Origin of the sequence: Thalassospira marina, assembly GCF_002844375.1 — a bacterium.
GTDB lineage: Bacteria > Pseudomonadota > Alphaproteobacteria > Rhodospirillales > Thalassospiraceae > Thalassospira > Thalassospira marina.
Window position 1 is genome coordinate 589,674 of record NZ_CP024199.1, and the last position, 17,216, is coordinate 606,889.

The window sequence follows — 17,216 nt, forward strand, 5'->3', positions numbered from 1 at the left end:
GTACCGGGATAAATTAATGCTAGGTCTTTTAAAACTGCCCTCAAAGAAGGCACCAACGACTGTTCTCTTGGCCATGCTGCTTTCCGGTTGTGCGGTGGTAACCGAACCACTGACGATCGGGGAACGTCAGAAGCTCATGATCGACACCATGAAAGCGGTGCAGGAACAGGAGCTTGAGCCCAACCAGGTTGTGACATTGCATGAAGCAATGGCACGCGCGCTGATTTACAACTTTGAAACCCGCCTTGATGCGCTTGAGGAAGATATTTCCAAAGACCGTATCGCTGCCGGGTACTGGGATTTTCTGCCCCAGGCCATTGCATCGGCCGGTGTCAGCCGCCGGTCCAACGTGCAGGCATCAAACAGCTATTCTGTGACCACGGGTCGGGAATCACTTGAAACCTCCAGCTCGTCTGACCAGACGCGCGAAACGGCGGATTTGCGTTTTGCTTGGAATGTGCTGGATTTCGGGGTGAATTATTACACCGTCAAACAGACAGCCAACCAGTCGCTGATGGCGCAGGAACGCCATAAACGTGTCGTGCGCGAATTGCTGCAGGATGTACGGGCCGCCTATTGGCGCGCAGTGGCATCCGAACGCCTGCTGGTCGATGTGACACAGATGCTCGAGCGCGTGAACACCGCCATTGTCACGGCTGACCGCATCCAGAATGATCGTCTGCAAAACCCGCTTGATATCCTGTCCTACAAACGGGAACTTTATGACAAGCTGTTGCAGTTGCGCACCATCCGCAAGGGGCTTTTGCAGTCCAAAATGGAACTGGCAAAGCTGATGAATATCGTGCCTTCGACCAATTACCGGCTCGAAGTGCCCGAAGAATCACCCGAACCGGTTACCGATATTGGCGCATCACCCGATAATCTGGCCCTGATTGCCCTGCAATCGCGCCCGGAAATTATCGAAGCTGGCTATAACCAGCGCATTGCCGCACTTGAAATCAAAAAATCGATCGCCCGCATGTTTCCGGGGATCGAGTTTTCAACCTCGCTTAACTTTGACAGCAACCAGTATCTGCTTAATCAAAGCTGGAACGAAGTCGGCCTGAAGGTTTCGTGGAACCTGCTGAATTTCCTGCGGGGCAATTCCGAAGTTGAAATGGCCGAAAAGCAGGAAAAAGTCAGCCTTCTGCGGCGTCAGACCCTGGGGATGGCGGTGATGGCGCAGGTCAATATCGCGTTTCTTGATTACGAAGAAGCCGTAACCACCTATTCCACCACTAACAGCCTGGCCGAAATCAACGAACAGATCGAAACCATCCAGCGCAACCAGGGTGGATCGCGCAATCTGGGCGAATTGCAGTTGATCAAGCTGGAACTTGACAGTCTGGTGGCAAAATTGCGCCGTGATGAACAATATGCCCAGGTGCAAAATGCCATGGGCCGCCTGATGTATTCCAGCGGCGTGAATATTTATAACGACCTGCCCAGCACCCGCGAAGTGGGTGTGCTGACCGCCGCCCTGCAGGATGCCGAAGATGCCTGGGTGCGCAATGGCATGTTCAAACGCCAGTATTTTACCCAGATCAGCCAGGATGAAGACAGCACCGCTGATGCAACGCTTCCGGGTGACAGGACGGACGATCTGGCACAGACTGAAAAGGCAGCAATGAACAGCGAAGACGATGCTGCAGCCGCAGCAATCGTCAGTTCTGTTCCGACGACCCCGGACCTTTAAGGACTGGTCAGCCAGAACGAGTGCTTTGCGATATGAGACAGTTTGCTTTTTGGGCCTTGATGGGATTAACTGTTTGCTCTGCGCCGGCATGGGCGCAGAGCGATTATTCCCAGCCAACCGCGCACGCCATTCTGATTGCCGAGGACGAAGTTGTTGTCTCCTCGCAGATGAGCGGGCGTATCATCAACCTGCCATTTGATGAAGGACAGCATTTTAAAAAGGGCCAGGTGCTGGCCGGTTTTTCGTGCGAAATTCTTCAGGCGGAAGAAGCCGTTGCCGTGGCAACCGTGGAAGGGGCCAAGGCCGAACTGAAAAACGCCCAGAACCTTGATAAACTGAACGCCGCCGGTGCCCTTGATCTGGTGCTGGCGGAAACATCGGTGCAGCGTGCACGCGCCGAACTGGAAGTAGCACGCAGCCGCAAACGGTTATGTCAGATCATTGCGCCCTATGACGGGGTGGTTCTGTCGCAGGACGTGCGCCAGTTTGAAAGCGTGGATGCCAGCGCACCCATGATGCGTATTGGCCGCGATGCGCCTTTGCGCGTCAGCATTGTTGCACCGGCAGCCTGGCTTACCTGGCTGGATCGCAAAACGGGCCTGAAATTCCAGCTGGCCGGGCAGGCCCCGGCGGTAGAAGGCAAAATTGACCGTATCGGCGCATCGGTGGATGCCGCCAGCCAGACCGTCAAGGTCGAAGGCATTTTGCAGGGCAAGGACATCAAAGGGCTGGTGCCAGGACAAAGCGGCCTTGTCACCTTTGACAGTCCGGCCGGGCAAAGCCAATGACTGGATCAGGGCCAGGGCCGAAGCCGGGCGCAGGTGCGGGCAATGGGGGCATTTCGGTTGACGGGCGCCTATTGCATCTTTCAACCGCCTTGCTGATTGAACGCGAAGTCCGCCAGCAGCGCGATGCCCGGTCGCTGGCCTATTATCTTGTCAATGAAACCGCACGCCTGCACCAGCATTCGCTGGCCTTTTTCATGCGGCCCAAGGCACGCGGCTGGTCGGTCATCAGTGCGACCGATGTGCATAATGTCGAAGATGCCAGCGGTCTGGGCGACTGGCTGCGCAAGGTTGCCAAGCGCAAAACCGATGACGATGTAACACCCTTTGAAACAGCCGCCCTTGCACCCCCTGCCGATCTGGCATCGGGTCTTCCGCCTTACTGCATGTTGATGGTGCTAAAGCATCCTGATGGTGGCGTTGCGGGCAAGCTTCTTTTGCTGCGTGATACCCCGTTTCAGGATCGGGACCGCCTGATCGCCGAACCAATGGCGGAATGTTATGGTCATGCCATTGCATCGCTGGATGACCGGCCGTTTTTAAGGCGCTTTGGGTCACGCAAGGGTAAAAAATGGCTGATTGCTGTGGTGGTTCTGCTTTGTGCCGCAGGTTTTATTCCCGTGCCCATCACCGCCCTTGCCCCGGTTGAAATCGTTGCGCGGCAACCCACCCCCATCACTGCCCCCTTTGATGGCATTATCGCCGATGTGCTGGTGCGCCCCTATGAGGCGGTAACACCGGGCCAGATGGTCGTGCGCATGGATCAGACCGAACTGGCAATGGAACAGAACGTTGCCAGCCGGTCGCTTGCCGTGACCGAAGCCGAACTGGAACGCTACCGCCACGAAGCCTATCTGATGCCCGAAAGCAAGGCGAAGATGGCGATCTGGGAATTGAAGGTCGAGCTTTCCAAGCAGGAACTGGCAAATGCCCGGGACAAGCTTGAACGCCATCGCATTACCGCCCCGGTTGCCGGTGTTGCGGTGTATGACCATCGCTTTAACTGGCGGGGTCAGCCGGTTAAGGCCGGGCAGCGCCTGATGACAATTGCCCAGCCCAATGACCTTGAAGCACAGATCGAACTGCCCGCAGGTGCCCTGATCCCGCTTGCCAACGGGGCGCCGGTGACGCTGTTTCTTGATATTGATCCAACCCGGCCCATTGCCGCAAAGCTGACCAGCATTGGCTATCAGGCGCAGCCAACGGCGGCGGGCACCATGGCCTATCGGTATCGTGCCGATATTGATGGCACCTTGAATACCGACCTGTTGGGCGCGCGCGGTACGGCACGGCTGGAAGGCGATAAAATCCTGCTGGCTTATGCGCTGCTGCGCAGGCCCATTGCCGCGTTACGGCAGTTTGTCGGCTTATAGGTGGGGGCGATGGAAAAATTCCTTCCTGCCAGCGGCCTGTTGCCGCCTCTTCGTGAAAATATCCGCTTTGTCAGCCGGTCGCGCGACATTGGCGGCGATGCGGTGTGGCTGGTCTTTGATCCGCTGCGCAACCGCTATCTTGAACTGCGCCCGGTCGCCTATGAATTGCTGTCGCGCTGGGGTTTGGGTTCGATCGAGGCCTTGATCGATGCCATGGCGCGCGAAACACGCCACCATATCAGCCGCGGCGAGCTGGGCGAATTTATTGCCTATCTGGCACAAAACCAGCTTTTGCGCCGTTCAACCTCGCCCAAACTGCCGCCGGAAAAGGGGTTGTTGGCGCAACTGGAAAAGTCCCTGTCTTCGCTGGTGTTTTTCCGTGTCCGCCTGATCCGGCCTGATCGGATGCTGTCATTATTTGTTGGCGCGGTCAGCTTTATTTTCTCGGCCCCGTTCTGGGTGGTGATGGCGTTTCTGGGTATTTCCAGCCTGGTTCTGGTCTCGCGCCAGTGGGATGAATTTCTGGCGACCTTTACCGGCTTTCTTGATGTGCAGGGCGCAACGGTTTTGTTGCTGGCAATTGTTTTTGCCAAAACAATTCACGAACTGGGCCATGCCTTTGCCGCCAAACATCTGGGCTGCCATGTACCGGCGATGGGGCTGATGTTTATTTTGGGGCTGCCGCTGGCTTATACCGATGTCAGCGATAGCTGGCGGGTGGAAAACCATCGCCACCGATTGCTGATATCGTGCGGCGGGATCATTGCCGAAACCATATTGGCAATTTTGTGCACCTGGGGGTGGTTGTTATTGCCCGATGGCCCGGCGCGAACAGCCTGTTTTACCCTGGCAACAACCGGCTGGATTGCGACTTTGGCCATCAACCTTAATCCGTTCATGCGTTTTGATGGCTATTACATTCTGGCCGATCTGATTGGCATGCGGAACTTGCAAACGCGCTGTTTTGCCATGGGGAAATGGCAATTGCGGCGCGCAATTTTGGGCTGGCACGCCCCCGTGCCCGAAATTGTACCGCCCCGTTTGCAACATTTCATGATCGCCTTTGCCTGGTCGACCTGGGTGATCCGCTCATTCATCTTTGCCGGGATTGCGATGTTCGCCTATGTCATGCTAGGCAAGCCATTTGGCGTTATAATTGCTATATTTGAAATATGGTTGCTATTATTGTCGCCACTGGTGCGGGAACTGGCAACCTGGATTGCCGGGCGCAAAAACTGGCTGGCGCAACCACGGGCCTGGGTTTCGATGGCATTGCTGGGTTTGGTTCTGGCATTTGTGCTGGTCCCGCAAAGTTTCCGCGTTGGTATGCCCGCCATTTTAACCCCGCAGGACCGGCTGGTGATCCATGCCAGTGATGCCGCCCTGATCGCCGATTTCCCGACAGAAAACCGCCAGGTCAAGGCAGGCGATGTTTTGCTGCAATTGCAGGACCCGGACCTTGATATGGCCATTGCCCAGTCGGACCGGAAATTGCAAATCATTGCCCTGGCAAAACAGCAAACCGCCGTCAACCAGATGGCAGCGCGCGAAAACGCAATCATTGACCAGGAATATGCCGAAGAACAGGCCCGCATGACCGGCCTGATCGCCCGGCGCGACAGATTGACAGTCCGTGCACCCTTTGCGGGTCTGGTAACCGATATTGACCCGTTATTGGCAAAGGGCATCTGGGTTAACCGCGAACAGCCGCTGTTTTTGCTGGTGGCCGAGGGGACCGGCCTTTTAACCGCCTATGTCGATGAACGGGACCGGTCGCTGGTCTCGGCTGGCAGCGCGGCGCGCTTTTACCCCGAAGCCGGGGATTACCCGGTGATGGATGGTGTTGTGCGCGATGTGCAAAGCGTCCCGGCCGAATTTTTGACCGAACCCATGCTGGCATCGATCAATGGCGGCGAAATTCCCGTGCGCGAAGATGTAAACGGCCAGCTGGTGCCCGAACATGGCCAGTATCAGGTGATGGTTGAAATGCCAGACCAGCACGGATTTGGTGATATTCACCATGTGCTGCGCGGCGTTGTTTATTCCCAAAGCAAACCCTATTCCCTCGCCGGTTACGCCTATGACCGGGTGCGGGCATTGTTATCGCGGGAAACAGGGTTTTAGGGGCGTATTGATGCCATCCGTGCGGGATGGGTGATGGGTGACACGCGATGGATGGATTAGGCCAGGCTTGATGCAAAGGGCCTGGCAGGTACGTGAAGACCGGGAGGGTCGGTTTTGATCATGGGGTTTGGTATTTAAGGTGCGAATAGGGAAAGTTGAAATGTGCTGGAACATAAAACATGCAGCCAAAGCGTTTGTTGCAGTCGCGCTGATCGCGCCGGCCCTGTTGGGGCATGCACAGGCCGGGCAGGGTGATATTGCCATTGGCACCGGCGGCGTAACGGGGATCTATTACCCGGCGGGTGGTGCCATTTGTGAAATGGTCAATCGCGAAAGCCAGGCGACCGATCTGCGCTGCTTTACTGAAAGCACGGCAGGCTCCATTGCCAATATCCGGGCATTGCGGGATGGCTCGCTTGATTTTGCCATTGTGCAGTCTGACTGGGTGTATCACGCCTATCACGGAACATCGGTTTTTGCATCGGACGGCCCGTTTGACGGGCTTCGTGTGGTGTTTGAACTGCATTCCGAACCCTTTACGCTTGTCGCCCGCAAAGGCAGCGGAATTATCGGGTTTGAGGACTTAAAGGGCAAAAAGGTCAATATCGGCCTGCCAGGGTCCGGGCAACGCAGCACCATGGATGTGGTGATGAAAGCCTATGGCATGGATTATGATGCCCTGGGGGGCACCACCGAATTAAGCGAAACCGGCATGGCCAAGGCGATTTGCAATGGCGAGATTGATGCGATGGTTTACACCGTGGGCCATCCGGCCGCCGCAATTTCCGACGTTGCCAATAATTGCGATGTCGAACTGGTTAATGTCGAAGGACCCGCAATTGATAAACTGGTTTCGGAAAACGGCTTTTATCAAAAAGTCAGCATCCCCGGTGATCTTTATGAAGGTACTGGCAGTGCGGTGAACAGTTTTGGCGTCCGTGCGGTGCTGGTCACAACGGCAAAGGAACCGGCCGGGACGGTCAACCGGCTAACGACGGATGTGCTGGGCCATTTCGCCGATTTCGCCCGCCTGCATGATTCATTTTCAGTCCTGAAACCCGAAGACATGATCAATGACCACCTTGCCCCGATCCACGAAGGGGCATTAAGTGCGATTGCAGCACTTGGTTTGCAACCGCAACCATAACAGGGGCGTTTGGCCGCAATGATTTCGAAAGGCCCTTGTGCATAGCAGGGGCCTTTTTGTTGCGTGGTCCTGATGCAGTGCAGATTGGTAACAGGCGGCTGGCTGGCACAGGCAGTTTACAAAATTTGAAATTAAAATTCTGATTATGCGTTATTTAAAATACATCTTTCAGGCGGATTTCCGCCCGATAGCTTATTTTGAGGTGATTAATTTTTCAGGATAAATCAGGTTAAAGTTGTATTTTTGGCAGGTTGATAACGGTGAAAACGATGTTGTTTTGCCAAAATGCCGCGATTTTCGCCGTTTAATTCCCGGTAATATTGGTGTGGTTGTATCTTTTACCATTGCCTGGCTATGCATGAAATTTGGCGTTCGCGAAGGTTTCACCACTGCGCCAACACCGGGTTTATCGTTTCGGTCGATCCATCATTTTGGGGCTTCTGTGAGACAGAAGGGAAGCCCTTATATCAGGCAGTCATAGGCAGTCAGCCGGGATAGGTCTGCCCGTTCAAGCTGGCCGTTTCTCCGGTGTTTTCCGCGAATTTTCGGGAAACCGGGCATTAAAAAAGCCCCCGATATGGGGGCTTTTTGATCTTATTTTTCCAGCTCGGCAGTATGAGCTTTGTAATTCGGATGTTCCGGGTTCAGGTAAGCCGGATCATTTTTAATGGCATCAACGGTGGTGCCTTTTTCTTCTGCCAGTTTAAGAACCCAACCGATAACACGGCCACGGCCAGTCCAGGTTTCTTCCGGGTTTACCGGGTTGCGGTATTTCGGCGGCGTGGACTGTTTGTTTTTCGCCGGGGCAGAAGCATTGGCAGCGGTCGGTTTAAAAACTTCCGGATACAGTTCGCGAATGGAAAAACCTGCATCATTCAGCTTCTGGTTAAATTCAGCGCGAAGGTCTTTGATCGCCTGTTCTTTTCGGGTCTCGACTTCTTCTTCGGTCTGCTCCATCAGTTCGCGAAGTTCTTTATAGCTCAATTTGGAAATATCGATTTTGCTCATTATTCTCTCCTGAAACTAATAAATTCACGTCTTACATAATGCCTATTCTTCCGAAGGGCAAGATGTTTTAGTGAATTAAAAAGATTATGGAAGGCGTGTCCCGGTTATTAATACCATGTGTTACTTTGAATTGTGGTAATTGTATGGACAGCAATTTTAGATTTCGATGCCCGTTCGGGCAATGCAAAAACCATTGAAAACACTGCGGTTGCGGGGGCGCTGTTCGACCGGGGAAAGCGGGTTTTGACTGGGCGATGGTCAATTATCGGCTTTTCTTTTAATATATTCGATTGAAATTGGCCGTATTTTTAAAATCCCGTAGTGCTTAAAACACAATAATCTACTTTACGGAAAATTAAACAAACTATCTATGGTGGTCTTGTTTTTCTATCTTGTTGTATATGTGCGCTGCAGCAATCGTTCATGTACTTGCGCAGGGATGGCGGGCTGTTTGCGTGCGGTGGCTTTGATTGAAACTGAAATACGGTTTGCCGGGAAAAGCTGTTTTTCAGACTGCCGGTTTGGGTGTGCTGCTGATCTGGCGTCATGAATTTTCCGGTCATAATCGTCGGCGGTCGTGAACCTGCCTTTTTCCCCGGACTTTTCACCCTGCCGGTTTCCTGCCGGTGCCTTGCTGATCCATTATCAGCCGTTTTGGCAGTTGTTGTGATATTACGGAAAAATTTCGGTTCCAGGTGCTTGACCAGAAGAAATTTGTGCGAGAAAACGATTTTCCCGGAAAATACACAGAAATTTCAAAATTCACAGCAATCCGAAATGGAAATTCTTTCGTAATGTGATTCGGTCCCTATATGGGGGTGCAATCCTGTGCGTGATTGCGGCAAAAAGGTGTCACAGCGTGCCATGACAGGCAGTGATAAGACCCGATGTCGCGAATCGGCATTATCCCGTACTTACTTTGGTATAGGTTTTGCGGTGGATGCTTCGATTTTTCTGCAAGGTCGAACATCCCGGTTTCGCTGGGATTTTCGTTTGAAAACAGGTTTCTGGCGCCCTGGATGCCAAGGTGCTTACAGGTTCCCTATACGAAAAGAGAGGTTTTGCATTGATTAACTGTTAAAAAAATATACCTTGGCGGAAACAGTTTGGCCGCCATTCCCACCGGTTTTGCCAGCTTGGCTTCCGGCGGTAACTGACGGACCATTTAACTTATCATTGCCGAAAAGGTCTGATGAGCATCCTGCCAGTGGTACTGGTGCGGGTTCAGCTTCAGTAATTGGCCTGCGCCGGTTTGCGCGTCGCCGCTCTCCCGTGTTCCTGAATGTGTGACTGGCAGAAATTGCCGGCGAGGGAACCTGTTTTCGGAGATGTCCGATCACACCGGACTTTCGACATTTTCGACGATATTTTGGACGGAGTTTGTTGATGTTCGGGTTCGGGCACATCAGTCAGCGCAAAGCGCGAGAATACCAGCAGGTTATCGAAGCGCTGGATAAATCGGCCGCCGTTATTGAATTTGGCCTCGATGGCCATGTTCTGCAGGTAAATGACAATTTCCTGAAGGTCATGGGATACAGTGCGGATGAGGTTATTGGTAAACATCACCGCATGTTTGTTTCCGGTAAATATGCCCAAAGCACAGAATATCGTGATTTCTGGGCAACGCTGGCAAAAGGGCAGTTTCAGGCTACCGAATTTCAGCGGGTGGCGAAAAACGGCCAGACCATCTGGATCGAGGCATCCTATAACCCGGTTTTCGATAGTAATGGCAAACCCATCAAGGTCATCAAATTTGCCTATGATGTAACAGCCAAGCGCGAACAGCGTGCGGAAATGGAAAGCATGTTAAATGCCATCCAGAAATCCCAGGCAGTTATTGAATTTAATCTTGATGGTACGGTGATTGACGCGAACGATAACTTCCTTTCCGTGATGGGCTATCGCGGTGATGAAATTATCGGCCGCCATCACAGTATGTTTGTGAAACCCGATGAAAAGAACAGCGCGAAATATCGCGATTTCTGGAAATCCCTGAATGACGGCAAATTTGAAGCCGGGCAGTTTCACCGTGTTGCCAAGGGCGGAAAATCAGTCTGGATCGAAGCATCCTATAACCCGATTTTCAATGCCGCAGGCAAGGTTTACAAGGTTGTCAAATTCGCAACCGATATTACCGCCAAGGTGAACCTGCTGGTTGATCTGAAATCCATGATCGACAATAACTTTTCCAGCATCGAAGCTGCCATTGGCGATTTGCGCGCCATTTCCCAGCACGCGGTGGATGTTTCGGCGGACACGGTTTCAAATGTGCAAACCGTCACCGCCGGGGCCGAAGAAATGAGCGTTTCGATCAGTGAAATTGCGCGGAATATGACGGCATCGCAAAGCACCACCGAACAGATGGTGCAGGAAACTGCGATTGCCGATGAATCAACCCAGCGCATGGCGCAGGTTGTCGATGCCATGACCGGCATTGTCGAGGTAATCCAGGATATCGCCGGGCAGATTAACCTTCTGGCCCTGAATGCGACGATTGAATCTGCCCGCGCAGGCGAAGCAGGCAAAGGCTTTGCCGTTGTTGCCAACGAGGTTAAAAACCTTGCCAATCAGGCCGCCCGCGCAACTGACCAGATTTCAGCCGAAATTCACGGTATTCAGGAAATCACATCCGAAGTGGTGGGAGCCTTGCAGACCATTCGTAATTCGGTTTCCACCGTGCGTGATGCCGTCGGTGTAACGTCTGACGCACTCGGCCAGCAAACCCGCATCACATCGGGTGTGTCTGACAATATGCGCAACATGAATTTCGCGGTGGACAGTTTTTCGCGCAGTATCGATGAAATCCGCGATACGGTCGAACGTGTGTCGCAATCGGTAAGCCACACCCGTGCCGCAGCCGAAGTGCTGGCGCGTTAAACGACAGGGGGTAACCCCGCTGCCCAGGTGGCTGAGGCGTTAAAAATAAAGGGAAGATGCGTGACCCTGCATCTTCCCTTTTTTATGTTTGCGATGTGGCTTTCTATGCGGGCGCGTTTATTCCGCCAGGGCGCGCATCGGGGTGATCAGGTCGGTTTTGCCTTCAAACCCGATGCCGGGCAGTTCGGGCATGGTGATATAGCCGTCTTCGACCTTTACGCTGTCAGGGAAACCGCCATAGGGCTGGAACAGGTCGGGATAGCTTTCATTGCCGCCAAGGCCAAGGCCCGCCGCGATGTTAAGCGACATCTGGTGCCCGCCATGCGGAATGCAGCGTTTGGGTGACCAGCCCGCCTGTTTGATGACATCAAGGGTGCGCAGATATTCGACCAGACCATAGGAAAGGGCGCAGTCAAACTGCAGCCAGTCGCGATCCGGGCGCATGCCGCCATAACGCAGCAGGTTGCGTGCATCCTGATGGGAAAACAGGTTTTCGCCGGTTGCCATGGCGCCGGGGTAAAATTCCGCCATTGCCGCCTGAAGCTGGTAATCAAGCGGATCGCCAATTTCTTCGTACCAGAACAGCGGATATTGCCGCAGCATTTTGGCATAGGCGATACCGGTTTCGAGGTCAAACCGGCCATTGGCATCGACTGCAAGCTGCGCTTCGCTGCCAATTTCGTCCAGCACGGCTTCAATGCGGCGCTGGTCTTCGGCAATATCGGCCCCGCCGATTTTCATTTTGACGACATTATAGCCGCGATCAAGATAACCCCGCATTTCCTTGCGCAGCGCGCCAAGATCCTTGCCGGGATAGTAATAACCACCAGCAGCATAAACAAAAACGCGCGGGTCGGCTTCAACCCCGTTTTGTTCGGCCAGCAGGCGAAACAGCGGTTTGTCGGCAATTTTGGCAACCGCATCCCATACCGCCATGTCAATGGTGCCAACCGCGACAGACCGTTCGCCATGCCCGCCCGGTTTTTCATTTTGCATCATCGCCGCCCAGATTTTGTGGGGGTCCAGGTTGTCGCCTGCCTCATTGATAAGGCTGTTGGCGTCGGCCTGCAAAATACGGTCCCGGAAACGTTCGCGGATCAACCCGCCCTGGCCATAACGGCCATTGGAATTGAAACCATAGCCAACAACGCGGCGGCCATTGCGTTCCACATCGGTCACAACCGCCACCAGGCTGGCGGTCATTTTGGAAAAATCGATATAGGCATTGCGGATCGGCGATGCGATCGGTTTGGTGATTTCCACAACATCAATAATGCGCATAACAAATAGCCCTGTTTTCATGGCGGTTGATCTTTGATGCCCTGATATTAAGGGTTGCGCAGCAGTTGCGGCTAATGCCAATCTGGCGTTTGGTTATACGTTTATGGCATTACCAAAATGGAATTGCGCTGGTTTGAAGATTACATCGCCCTGGCTGACTGCCTGAATTTTTCGCGCGCCGCCCAGCAACGCAACATTACCCAGCCCGCCTTCAGCCGGCGTATTCGCGCGCTTGAGACCTGGGTAGGCACGCCTTTGTTTGAACGGACCACCCATGATGTGTCGTTAACACCTGCCGGTATCCATTTTCGCAATCAGGCCGAAGCCCTGACCCGTTCCATCCTGCAATTGCAGCGCGAGACTTGCGAGGTCGCGGGGCAAAAACAGGCGGTCATTGGTTTGGCGGCCACCCATGCCCTGTCCTTTACCTTTTTTCCCAAATGGATGCAGGAAATGGGCCGGGTGATGCCGCTGGGAACGCTTAACCTGATATCGGACAGCATGCAGGCCTGCGAACAGGTGATGTTGCGTGGCGATGCCCCGTTTTTGCTCGCACATTTCCATGCCAGCATGCAAAGCAACCTGCCTGCCGGGCAGTTCAAAAGCATTGTGATCGGCAAGGATCGCCTGGTGCCCCTTTGCACCCCCGATTTTGCCCGAAAGGCGGGTTTGAGCAGCGGGGATATCTCTGCGGATGTCTCCGGGGATATCACGGGCGATGATGCGGAACTTGCGGTACGGAACGCTTTGCCCGTTGCTGAAAACACTGGTGGGCAGGGAAAACGGCAGGATCAGGATCAGGTGCAGGATCAGGAAATTTCCTGGCTTGCTTATCGCCGGGAATCCGGGCTTGGCCGCATCATAAAGGCGCATTGGGCCAAACGGGCGCCATCCTTTACCCTGCGGGAAAGTTTTACATCGCATTTGGCCGCAACGCTGCAATCCATGGCAGGGTCTGGTGCCGGGGTGGCGTGGCTGCCCGAAACGCTGGCAATGGCCGATATGGCCGAAGGCAAACTGGTGCCATTTGGCGGGGCGGAATTGATTATTCCCATCGAAATCCGCCTGTTTCGCCCGGTCGCCCGCCAAAGCCCAATGATCGAGGAATTCTGGCGAATGGCCAGCCAGACCATGCAGGAAAAGGTGCTGGATTAAGGTTTTGGCTTGCAGGTGTAAAGGCGGGGCAGGCAGTGACCAATAAGGTCACTGCCGGTAAGCTTTAGGCCGAAACTGCATCGGCAATGGCTTTGCCACAGGTGATGGTATCGGCTTTGCCGCCAAGATCGCGGGTGCGCAGGTTTTCATCAACCAGCACGGTTTCAATGGCGCGCAGGATGGCATCATGGGCATCGGAATACCCCAGATGGTCCAGCATCATTGCCCCGGCCCAGATCTGGCCAATCGGGTTGGCAATGCCCTGACCGGCAATGTCCGGGGCCGAACCATGGACCGGCTCGAACAGGGACGGGAATTTGCCTTCCGGGTTGATATTGCCTGATGGCGCAATGCCAATGGTGCCGGTGCAAGCCGGGCCAAGGTCGGACAGGATATCGCCAAACAGGTTGGAGGCGACAACCACATCAAAGCGGTCCGGGTTCAGCACGAAATGGGCGGTCAGAATATCGATATGGTATTTGTCCCAGGTGATATCGGGATAGTTTTTTGCCATTTCGACAACGCGTTCATCCCAGTAGGGCATGGTAATGGCGATGCCGTTGGATTTGGTTGCCGATGTCAGGCGTTTGCGCGGGCGTTTTTGCGCCAGATCGAAGGCATATTTCAGGATGCGGTCAACACCGGTGCGGGTCATTACGGTTTCCTGCAGCACCACTTCGCGGTCCGTGCCGGGGAACATTTTGCCGCCAACCGATGAATATTCGCCTTCGGTGTTTTCGCGCACCACGTAAAAATCGATATCACCGGGTTTGCGACCCGCCAGCGGCGAGGGCACACCGGGCATCAAACGGGCCGGGCGCAGGCTGACATACTGGTCAAATTCACGACGAAACTGGATCAGCGATCCCCACAGCGAAATATGGTCCGGCACAGTGGCAGGCCAGCCAACCGCGCCATAGAAAATGGCATCGTGATTACCGACCTGGTCTTTCCAGTCATCGGGCATCATCTGGCCGTGTTTCAGGTAATAATCGCAGCTTGAAAAATCGAAATCATCGAATTGCAGGCTGATATTAAAGGCTTTTGCCGCAGCTTCGAGAACGCGAACGCCTTCGGGTGCCACTTCCTTGCCAATCCCGTCGCCGGGGATGACCGCTATTTTGTGTGTCTTCTGCGACATGGGGGTCTTTCCTGTCTGTTCTATCGGTGTTGGTTGTCGGTCGGTGTCGGTGGGTGTGGATTATAAATTTTGTTTTTCAAAGGGTTAAATGCGATGCCGGGCGGGTTTGGTTTATGTCACCAGGATCGCGCGAAAATCATTCACATTGGTCAGCGTCGGGCCGGTGATGATACTGTCGCCCAGTTTTTCAAAAAAGCCATGTGCGTTATTGTCGGCCAATTCATTGCCAATATTCATACCGGCTTTTTCGGCGCGCGCGATTGTATCGGGCACGATAAAAGCGCCTGCGATTTCTTCGAGCCCGTCAATACCATCGGTATCACCGGCAATGGCATAAATGCCTTTTTCGCCTTTCAGGGCATGGGCCAGTGCCAGCAAAAATTCGACATTGCGACCACCGCGCCCCTGGCCACGAATGGTTACGGTTGTTTCCCCGCCCGAAAGCAAAATACAGGGCCGGGCAAAAGGTTGGCCGTGATGGCGTATTTGCAGGGCGATGCCTGCCATCACACGGGCAACATCGCGGGCCTCGCCTTCAATGCGGTCCCCCAGAATATGGGCGGAAATACCATTTTGCTGGCATATATCGGCAGCAGCCTGCAGGGCCATTTGTGGTGTGGCGATCATTTCGCTGGTGACAGTGGCAAGGCGGGCATCACCGGGTTTGATGGTTTCGCCGGTTTTGTTTTGCAGCACCGATAAAATCGACGTTGCCGGGGCAATGCCGTATCGCTGCAAAATGGCCAATGCATCATCGCAGGTGGTGGGATCAGCACAGGTGGGGCCGGATGCGATATCGAGGAAATCATCGCCTGGCACATCGGAAATCGCAAACATGTGCACCTGTGCGGGAAAGCACATTGCCGCCAGTTTGCCGCCCTTTACCTGCGAAATATGGCGGCGCACGCAATTCATTTCCGAAATGCTGGCCCCGGATTTTAGAAGTTTCTGGTTCAGCTCCTGTTTTTCGCCAAGGGTGATGGGCGCAACAGGCTTTACCAGCAGGGCCGACCCACCGCCTGATATCAGGCAAATGACCCTGTCTTCAGCCGACAGGCCCGTAACGGCATCCATCAACTGGCCGGTTGCTTCCATGCCGGCGGCATCAGGCACCGGGTGGGCAGCAGACAGGACCCGAATGCGCGAGGTGGGAACCTCGTGACCATAACGTGTGATAACAATGCCGGAATAATCGCCCTGATTACCCCAATGGTCTTCAAGGGCGGCAGCCATGGCGGCGGCTGCCTTGCCCGCCCCGATTACAACCGTTTTGCCCCTGGCCGACAAGGGCGGCAGGGACGGGGGCAGGCAGAATGCCGGGTCCGCCGCCCTGATTGCCGCGCGAAACAAAACGTCCAGAAAGTGACGAATGTCATGGGAGGATGACATATCGTAACCGTTTGTTTTTTCAGCAAATGTAAAAGGCGGTGTCATCGATATTCTGCCTGCGGTCCTGTTGCGGTTTTGGGTGGTCCAGGGTGGTTTATATGTAGTTGATGTTGATGTGCCGTTAGCTGTTATCGCCCTTGATGGCTTCAAGGACCGCATCCGTCACCTCGCGCGTGGTGGCCTTGCCGCCCAGATCGGGGCTGTGCAGGTCGGGGTTGGCGGTGACCCGCTCAATCGCGCGCATCAGGCGGTCAGCCGCGTGCTGTTCGCCGAGATGTTCCAGCATCATCACCGCGCTCCAGAATGTTGCGACGGGGTTGGCAATGCCCTGGCCGGTAATATCAAATGCCGACCCGTGAATGGGTTCAAACATCGAGGGGAATTTGCGTTCCGGGTTCAGGTTGGCGGTGGGGGCAATACCCAGCGACCCTGCCAGTGCCGCCGCCAGATCGGACAGGATATCGGCATGCAGGTTGGTGGCAACGATGGTATCGATGCTTTGCGGTTTCAGGGTCATGCGCATGGTCATGGCATCGACCAGCATTTTATCCCATTCCACATCGGGATATTCGCGGGCGACCTCGGCAGCGATTTCATCCCACATCACCATGCCGTTGCGCTGGGCATTGGATTTGGTGACCACGGTCAGTTTCTTGCGCGGGCGGGACTGGGCCAGTTCAAAGGCAAACCGCATGATGCGGGTAACACCGGCCCGGGTGAAAATCGATACTTCGGTGGCGACTTCTTCGGGCAGGCCAACATGGGAACGCCCGCCCTGGCCTGCATATTCGCCTTCGGAATTTTCGCGCACGATAACCCAGTCCAGGTCGCCTTCCTTGACATTGCGAAGGGGGCCTTGAATGCCCGGTAAAATGCGGGTCGGGCGGACATTGGCGTATTGGTCAAACGGCTGGCAAATCGCCAGGCGCAGGCCCCACAGCGTGACATGGTCGGGCACATCGGGCGCACCAACGGCGCCAAAATAAATGGCATCGTGGTTTTCAATCTGGCTGCGGCCATCAGCTGGCATCATGATGCCGTGCTGTTTGTAATAATCCGACCCCCAGTCGAAATGATCGAAGGTAATTTCAAAACCGCCGTCGCGCTGTGCCAGGCAGGATAAAACCTCGGTTCCGGCCGCGATAACCTCTTTACCGATCCCGTCCCCGGGGATGGCAGCGATACGATAATTCTTCATGTCTGGTCTCTTGTGTTTGCTGTGTTTTGGTTTTGAAAGGCT

At 54.5% G+C, this 17,216-nt stretch carries 12 protein-coding genes; 7 read left to right on the forward strand and 5 right to left on the reverse strand.

The window, feature by feature from the left end; translation table 11 throughout:
- Nucleotides 1–16 precede the first annotated feature (16 nt).
- The 5 genes from CSC3H3_RS02595 to CSC3H3_RS02615 all read left to right on the forward strand — a co-directional run bounded on the left by CSC3H3_RS02595 (nucleotide 17) and on the right by CSC3H3_RS02615 (nucleotide 7,125).
- Nucleotides 17–1,696, forward strand: coding sequence for a TolC family protein (locus tag CSC3H3_RS02595; RefSeq protein ID WP_101283507.1), 1,680 nt, complete (start codon nucleotides 17–19; stop codon nucleotides 1,694–1,696).
- Between the two features lie 32 nt (nucleotides 1,697–1,728).
- Nucleotides 1,729–2,484, forward strand: coding sequence for an efflux RND transporter periplasmic adaptor subunit (locus CSC3H3_RS02600; RefSeq protein ID WP_101283509.1), 756 nt, complete (start codon nucleotides 1,729–1,731; stop codon nucleotides 2,482–2,484).
- On the forward strand, nucleotides 2,481–3,854 hold the full coding sequence (locus CSC3H3_RS02605) for an efflux RND transporter periplasmic adaptor subunit (protein WP_101283511.1): 1,374 nt from the start codon (nucleotides 2,481–2,483) through the stop codon (nucleotides 3,852–3,854). The genes CSC3H3_RS02600 and CSC3H3_RS02605 overlap by 4 nt, the downstream gene beginning before the upstream one ends.
- A 9-nt stretch (nucleotides 3,855–3,863) precedes the next feature.
- Nucleotides 3,864–5,978, forward strand: coding sequence for a site-2 protease family protein (locus tag CSC3H3_RS02610; protein WP_101283513.1), 2,115 nt, complete (start codon nucleotides 3,864–3,866; stop codon nucleotides 5,976–5,978).
- A 160-nt stretch (nucleotides 5,979–6,138) separates the two neighbouring features.
- Complete coding sequence (locus tag CSC3H3_RS02615; RefSeq protein ID WP_101283515.1) at nucleotides 6,139–7,125, forward strand: TAXI family TRAP transporter solute-binding subunit; 987 nt, start codon at nucleotides 6,139–6,141, stop codon at nucleotides 7,123–7,125.
- A gap of 594 nt (nucleotides 7,126–7,719) precedes the next feature.
- Here CSC3H3_RS02615 and CSC3H3_RS02625 read toward each other — a convergent pair.
- Complete coding sequence (locus CSC3H3_RS02625) at nucleotides 7,720–8,133, reverse strand: H-NS histone family protein (RefSeq protein WP_101263651.1); 414 nt, start codon at nucleotides 8,131–8,133, stop codon at nucleotides 7,720–7,722.
- 1,386 nt (nucleotides 8,134–9,519) lie between these two features.
- Between CSC3H3_RS02625 and CSC3H3_RS02635 the strand changes: the two genes are divergently transcribed.
- The gene (locus tag CSC3H3_RS02635; RefSeq protein WP_101283521.1) at nucleotides 9,520–11,010 is read left to right on the forward strand and encodes a methyl-accepting chemotaxis protein; all 1,491 of its coding nucleotides are present in this window, start codon (nucleotides 9,520–9,522) and stop codon (nucleotides 11,008–11,010) included.
- Between the two features lie 117 nt (nucleotides 11,011–11,127).
- Here CSC3H3_RS02635 and CSC3H3_RS02640 read toward each other — a convergent pair whose 3' ends face one another.
- Nucleotides 11,128–12,291, reverse strand: coding sequence for a mandelate racemase/muconate lactonizing enzyme family protein (locus tag CSC3H3_RS02640; protein ID WP_101263653.1), 1,164 nt, complete (start codon nucleotides 12,289–12,291; stop codon nucleotides 11,128–11,130).
- 117 nt (nucleotides 12,292–12,408) lie between these two features.
- On the opposite strand from CSC3H3_RS02640, the gene CSC3H3_RS02645 reads away from it, so the two are divergent.
- Nucleotides 12,409–13,446 carry a LysR family transcriptional regulator gene (locus CSC3H3_RS02645; protein ID WP_101283523.1) on the forward strand — a complete coding sequence of 346 codons (1,038 nt, stop codon included), beginning with the start codon at nucleotides 12,409–12,411 and terminating at the stop codon, nucleotides 13,444–13,446.
- A gap of 64 nt (nucleotides 13,447–13,510) precedes the next feature.
- Here the strand turns inward: CSC3H3_RS02645 and CSC3H3_RS02650 are convergent, their stop codons facing one another.
- The 3 genes from CSC3H3_RS02650 to CSC3H3_RS02660 all read right to left on the reverse strand — a co-directional run bounded on the left by CSC3H3_RS02650 (nucleotide 13,511) and on the right by CSC3H3_RS02660 (nucleotide 17,174).
- Nucleotides 13,511–14,587 (reverse strand): tartrate dehydrogenase, encoded by a 1,077-nt coding sequence (locus CSC3H3_RS02650; protein ID WP_101263655.1) that lies wholly within the window; start codon nucleotides 14,585–14,587, stop codon nucleotides 13,511–13,513.
- A 111-nt stretch (nucleotides 14,588–14,698) separates the two neighbouring features.
- Nucleotides 14,699–16,021, reverse strand: a complete 1,323-nt coding sequence (locus CSC3H3_RS02655; protein ID WP_425444970.1) for a glycerate kinase type-2 family protein — start codon at nucleotides 16,019–16,021, stop codon at nucleotides 14,699–14,701.
- A gap of 76 nt (nucleotides 16,022–16,097) precedes the next feature.
- A complete protein-coding gene (locus tag CSC3H3_RS02660) occupies nucleotides 16,098–17,174 on the reverse strand; it encodes a tartrate dehydrogenase (RefSeq protein ID WP_101283525.1) in 1,077 nt (358 codons plus the stop codon).
- Between the last annotated feature and the right edge of the window lie 42 nt (nucleotides 17,175–17,216).